At 53.7% G+C, this 4,810-nt stretch carries 4 protein-coding genes; 2 read left to right on the forward strand and 2 right to left on the reverse strand.

All coding sequences use genetic code 11. The annotated features are described in order from the left end of the window. Positions 1-636 precede the first annotated feature (636 nt). Positions 637-1,386 (reverse strand): MurR/RpiR family transcriptional regulator, encoded by a 750-nt coding sequence (locus ACTQW0_RS08395; RefSeq protein WP_117757480.1) that lies wholly within the window; start codon positions 1,384-1,386, stop codon positions 637-639. Between the two features lie 298 nt (positions 1,387-1,684). On the opposite strand from ACTQW0_RS08395, the gene ACTQW0_RS08400 reads away from it, so the two are divergent. Continuing rightward, complete coding sequence (locus tag ACTQW0_RS08400) at positions 1,685-3,010, forward strand: 6-phospho-alpha-glucosidase (protein ID WP_089573127.1); 1,326 nt, start codon at positions 1,685-1,687, stop codon at positions 3,008-3,010. A gap of 82 nt (positions 3,011-3,092) precedes the next feature. Continuing rightward, positions 3,093-4,655: a PTS transporter subunit EIIC gene (locus ACTQW0_RS08405; protein WP_427794056.1), complete on the forward strand. Its 1,563-nt coding sequence runs from the start codon at positions 3,093-3,095 to the stop codon at positions 4,653-4,655. Between the two features lie 86 nt (positions 4,656-4,741). Here the strand turns inward: ACTQW0_RS08405 and ACTQW0_RS08410 are convergent. Continuing rightward, positions 4,742-4,810 (reverse strand): IS3 family transposase (locus ACTQW0_RS08410; RefSeq protein WP_441554575.1); only part of this gene is annotated, 69 nt, incomplete at its 5' end.

Here is a 4,810-nt window from a genome sequence, read left to right on the forward strand (position 1 = left end):
GCAACGGTAGGCCTAGCTGGTCGGCATGCCTTTGCCTTTTCTGAAATTTTTCGTTTCCGTAGATGAAAAGAATGGGTGCCGCACTAGCAACAATCAGATTGCCCTAAACACGTCCCCCAGGCGGTGAAGGTGAGGGGGATCCAGCCCGAGGGGATGTAGGAATGCGATAGGAAAGTCATAGATGCGGGCGTGTTGGCCAAAATGGGTCGGCCGGGATTGGTCAATCTCGGCCGACTATATTTGGCTAAATTTTTCCGACACTAACATCGTGAATGTTGAGCGAGGTCATCGACTTGATTTTTCTGGTGTTTGAGATATTAGCTTTCGCGATTTACCCTCCAAATTGCAGAGGTTTGAGACGACCGGAAAGGAATGCTTATGCTCGATTCTCCGTTCTTCAGCTACTGGGGAAAGGCGAAAGGAGTTGCTTTTCTCCATCACGGCAATATCGCATCGGGGCTCAAAGTCGTAAAAACGTCGTAAGGTACGCGATATGGTTCGCCGGGATCCTAACTAGCTAGGCATTTTTCTGAATCTGCAGATGTTCCCATGACAGATAAACAGTACGCGTTGCATAGGGCGATACCTTTCATATAGAAGGCTGCTAAAGAGTCGAAGCCGGGCGCATACCAAGTTTTATTTCTTGGCCAGTTTGAAGTAGCGCTCAAATATCAATTCGAAAACGTAATAGAACATCAATCGACTGTCGAGGTCCATGCTGCCCAAGCGGATTTCTTTTTGCACGGTGTAGATAGGGTAGTCGGCTAGTTTCGAGAGGGAATTTCGAGAAAAGCCGGTGAGCGTGACAACCTTGCATCCGCGCGTTTTGGCTATCGATGTGGCGTCAATAGACACCTGCGTCTCGCCGCTTACGGAAACGCTGAAGACCAGGTCGTTTTTGCCGAGGAGTTCTGCGTAATGCCTCATGACGTGGCGTTCACTGAGCGTGTCGGTATTCTTGCCCATTATTTTGAGCTTTTCAGCCATCTCGAGGCACGGGTATTTCGAAAAGCCCGAGCAGAAGAACACGATATGCGAGGCGTCCTGGATAAGACTCACAACCGAATCGATGACCCGGTCGTTAAGCAGATCTTTGGTCTGTACGAGCTGGGTATCAAGAGGAAGTGCCTCGATAGTGAATCGATTGCGATCGAGCGAGGCGGAATACGATTGTTTGAGCTCCGTAAACCCCGAGAAGCCAAGTTTATGGGCAAGCCTGACAATTGTATTGGGAGCGACGAAGAACCGTTCGGCAACGCTCTTAAGCGTGACATCGTCAATATCATCACGCAGCTCGATGATGTAGCGCATGATCTCGCTTTCGAGATCGTTGAGCTTGCTCTCGCCAGCTCGCACATGATCATAAAAGGATTCTTGATCTTTCATAAGATGTTTCAGCCCCTCGCACCTCGCCGTACATATGGTACCGCTTTGTGTAGCCAGGTGAGAAATCGGTAATCGGTCAAGATTGCCTATTGCCCATGAACTGGGCAAACGCGCGTGTCTGCCTACACATATCTGTGTCGTGAGCGAAATCATGTGTCCCCGTTTCGCATTGGCCCACACGGGGACTTGCAAACGACCTTATGTCGCAAAATACCAATCGAAACGAAGCAAGCCGAGGACAGCCGCGGAGCCCAAGGTCTTCGAGAACACCGATCAGCCAACCCTGGAGGGACGGAACATGAAGGATAAGCTCAATATTGTGATCGTTGGCGGCGGCTCCACGTGGTGCCCTGGCATTCTTAAAGCCCTGACCAAGCACATGGACATTCTGCCGCTGAACCGCGTGATGCTCTATGACATCGATGCCGAGCGCCAGCGTCCGATCGGCGAGTTTGGCAAGATTCTCTTCGCCGAGGAGGAGCCCGGTGTGGAGTTTGGTTACACCACCGATAAGGACGAGGCTTACACCGACGTCGACTTTGTGCTCTGCCAGATTCGTACCGGCGGCTACGAGATGCGTAGCAAGGACGAGAAGATTCCGCTGCATATGGGAATCATCGGCCAGGAAACGGTGGGCCCTGGCGGCATGGCTTACGGTATGCGCTCCATGCATGACATGGTTGAGATCGTCAACGACGTTCGCGCCCATAGCCCGGAGGCGTGGATTATCAATTACACCAATCCGGCTGCTATTGTGGCATATGGTCTCGAGCGCGTCCTGCCCGATGAGCATCGCGTTCTCAACATCTGCGACCAGCCTGTCAACCTCATGCGCTCTTACGGTCGCCTGCTCGGTCGCGATATGAGCAAGACGGAGCCTGTGTACTTTGGCCTCAATCACTTCGGTTGGTTCAAGCACATCTACGATGAAGAGGGCCATGACCTCGTCCCGCAGATTAAGGAGTACACGGAGAAGAACGGCTTCCTTCCTGCCGATGCTGAGCAGCGTGACCAGTCCTGGCTTGATACCTACGCCATGGTCAAGGATATGCTCGAGGACTTCCCCGACTATCTGCCCAACACTTATCTGCAGTACTATCTGTATCCCGAGTACAAGGTCGCTCACCTCGACCCCGACTACACTCGCTCCGACGAGGTTATCAACGGTCGCGAGAAGCGCGTGTTCGCCGAGTGCGAGCGTGTTGCCAAAGTCGGCACCGCAAAGAACTCCTCGGTTGTGCAGAACGATGCTCATGGCGATATGATCGTGGAAATCACCTCGGCCATTTATCGCAACACCAACAAGACCTTCATTGTCATCGTGCCCAACAACGGCATTATCGAGGGTATGCCCGATGACGCCATGGTCGAGGTCGCGGCAAGCGTGGGCGCCAATGGCCCGCAGCCCTATGCTGTTGGCAAGATTGGCACCTTCTATCGCGGTCTTATGGAGAACCAGTACGCCTATGAGCGCCTGACTGTTGAGGCTTGGATGGAGGGTTCCTACGAGAAGGCCCTGCAGGCACTCACGCTTAATCGTCTGGTCGGTGACGCAAAGAAGGCGCGTAAGGTGCTCGATAAGCTCATCGAGGCCAATAAGGATTACTGGCCGGAGCTTAAGTAGCTAGTTCCATAGCGTTTGATAACTGTTATGGGGCGTGTGGGTTGTAGAACTGCACGCCCCGTTTCTTTAAGAGGGGTATCCCATGAACAAAGATGAGCTGCTGGCAAAGTTCCAGCGCCTGGGCAAAGTCCTCATGACGCCTGTCCTGATCCTGCCAATCGCCGGCATCCTTCAGGGCTTTGGCAATGCCTTTACCAGCCCCACCCTTACGGCAGCTGTTCCCTGGCTTGCTGCTCCGGGCTTTGCGATTTTCTTTTCGATTCTTAAGGCCGCAGCCGGCATCGTTATGAGCAACATCCCGGTTATCTTCTCGATTTGCCTCGCCTATGGCTTCGCCAAGTCCGAGAAGGCTACCGCGGCGCTTTGTGGCTTTTTGGGCTACATGTGCATGAACTCCGTGATGGGCACGTTCCTTACGGCGACTGGCGTTATCGATCCCGCCAATCTTACGACGGGCCAGAGCACGATCCTCGGTATCACCACGCTCGACACGGGCGTTATCGGCGGTCTTCTGGTGGGTGCAATCGTCGCATGGCTGCATAACCGTTACTACAAGATTGAGCTGCCTGCCGTGTTCTCCATCTTCAACGGCACACGCTTTATCCCGGCGGTAACGCTGCTCTCATGCAGTGTCCTCGCATTGGTCATGTCCTTTGTTTTCCCGTTTATCCAGAACGCTCTCGGTGCGCTGTCCGAGTTCATCAAGACTACGGGTGCCTTTGGTGCATTTGTCTACGGCGCTGGCGAGCGCATGCTCCTGCCTTTTGGTCTGCATCACTTTGTCTATTTACCGTTCTTCTTCACGTCGCTCGGTGGCGTCGAGACCATCGACGGCCAGACCGTTCAGGGCGCTATCAATATCTACAACGCGATCCTGGGCTCTCCTAGCACGCCGTTTAACATCGAGGTCAGCCGTTTTGTCATGAACGGTAAGGTTATCTTCGCCATGTTCGGCCTGCCCGGTGCTGCACTCGCCTTCTACAAGACGGCGCTTCCCAAGAACAAGAAGAAGACCGCAGCGCTCATGATTGCCATCGTGGTGCCTTGCATCCTCTCCGGCATTACCGAGCCGCTCGAGTACTCCTTCCTGTTTATCGCGCCCATCCTCTACGTGTTCCACGCTCTCATGGCTGGTCTTGCCTATGCGCTGACCTATATCCTGCAGTTCAACGTGGCCGGCTCCGCATCCTTTGGCGGCCCGCTCTTGTCGTTGATCTTTAACGGCATTATGGGTGCAGCCAAGGGCTCCAACTGGCAGGTTATCCTGTTCCTCGGCCCCATCTACTTCGTGGTGTACTACTTCGTCTTCAAGTTCATCATTCTTAAGAAGGATCTAAAGACCCCTGGCCGTGAGGAAGAGTCTGGCGATGAGGCCGAAAAGGCTCCCAAGACCGTGATCAGCGACCTCATTCCCGCCATCGTTGAGGCAGTGGGCGGCGACAACAACATTAAGTCTGTCGAGGCCTGCTTCACCCGTCTGCGCATCCAGCTCAATGACTGTGACAAGGTGGTTGATGACGCCGAGTTTACCGAAAAGCTCGAAGCGCGTGGCATCGTGCATGTTAACGGCGGTGTGCAGATTGTCTACGGCAACATGGCATCTAACTACGCAACCCAGATGCGCGAGCTGCTGGGTATGGAGTAAACGCCCCACATATCTATAAAATCCTGTATAAAAGGCGGTGGCAGACAATGAACTGCACCCCAAAACTTGGACGGCTTAAATAAGAACTACGCCGCAAGGGGCTGGTTCCGGAACTCCTCCGGGGTCAGCCCCTTCAGTTTAACCTGCCTTCGCCT

Source organism: Collinsella sp. LCP19S3_B7, assembly GCF_052121795.1.
Classification (GTDB): domain Bacteria; phylum Actinomycetota; class Coriobacteriia; order Coriobacteriales; family Coriobacteriaceae; genus Collinsella.

Coding starts and splice junctions, on each gene's coding strand:
- ACTQW0_RS08400 (WP_089573127.1), top strand. CDS start 1,685: ATGAAGGATAAGCTCAATATTGTGATCGTTGGCGGCGGCTCCACGTGG.
- ACTQW0_RS08405 (WP_427794056.1), top strand. CDS start 3,093: ATGAACAAAGATGAGCTGCTGGCAAAGTTCCAGCGCCTGGGCAAAGTC.
- ACTQW0_RS08395 (WP_117757480.1), bottom strand. CDS start 1,386: ATGAAAGATCAAGAATCCTTTTATGATCATGTGCGAGCTGGCGAGAGC.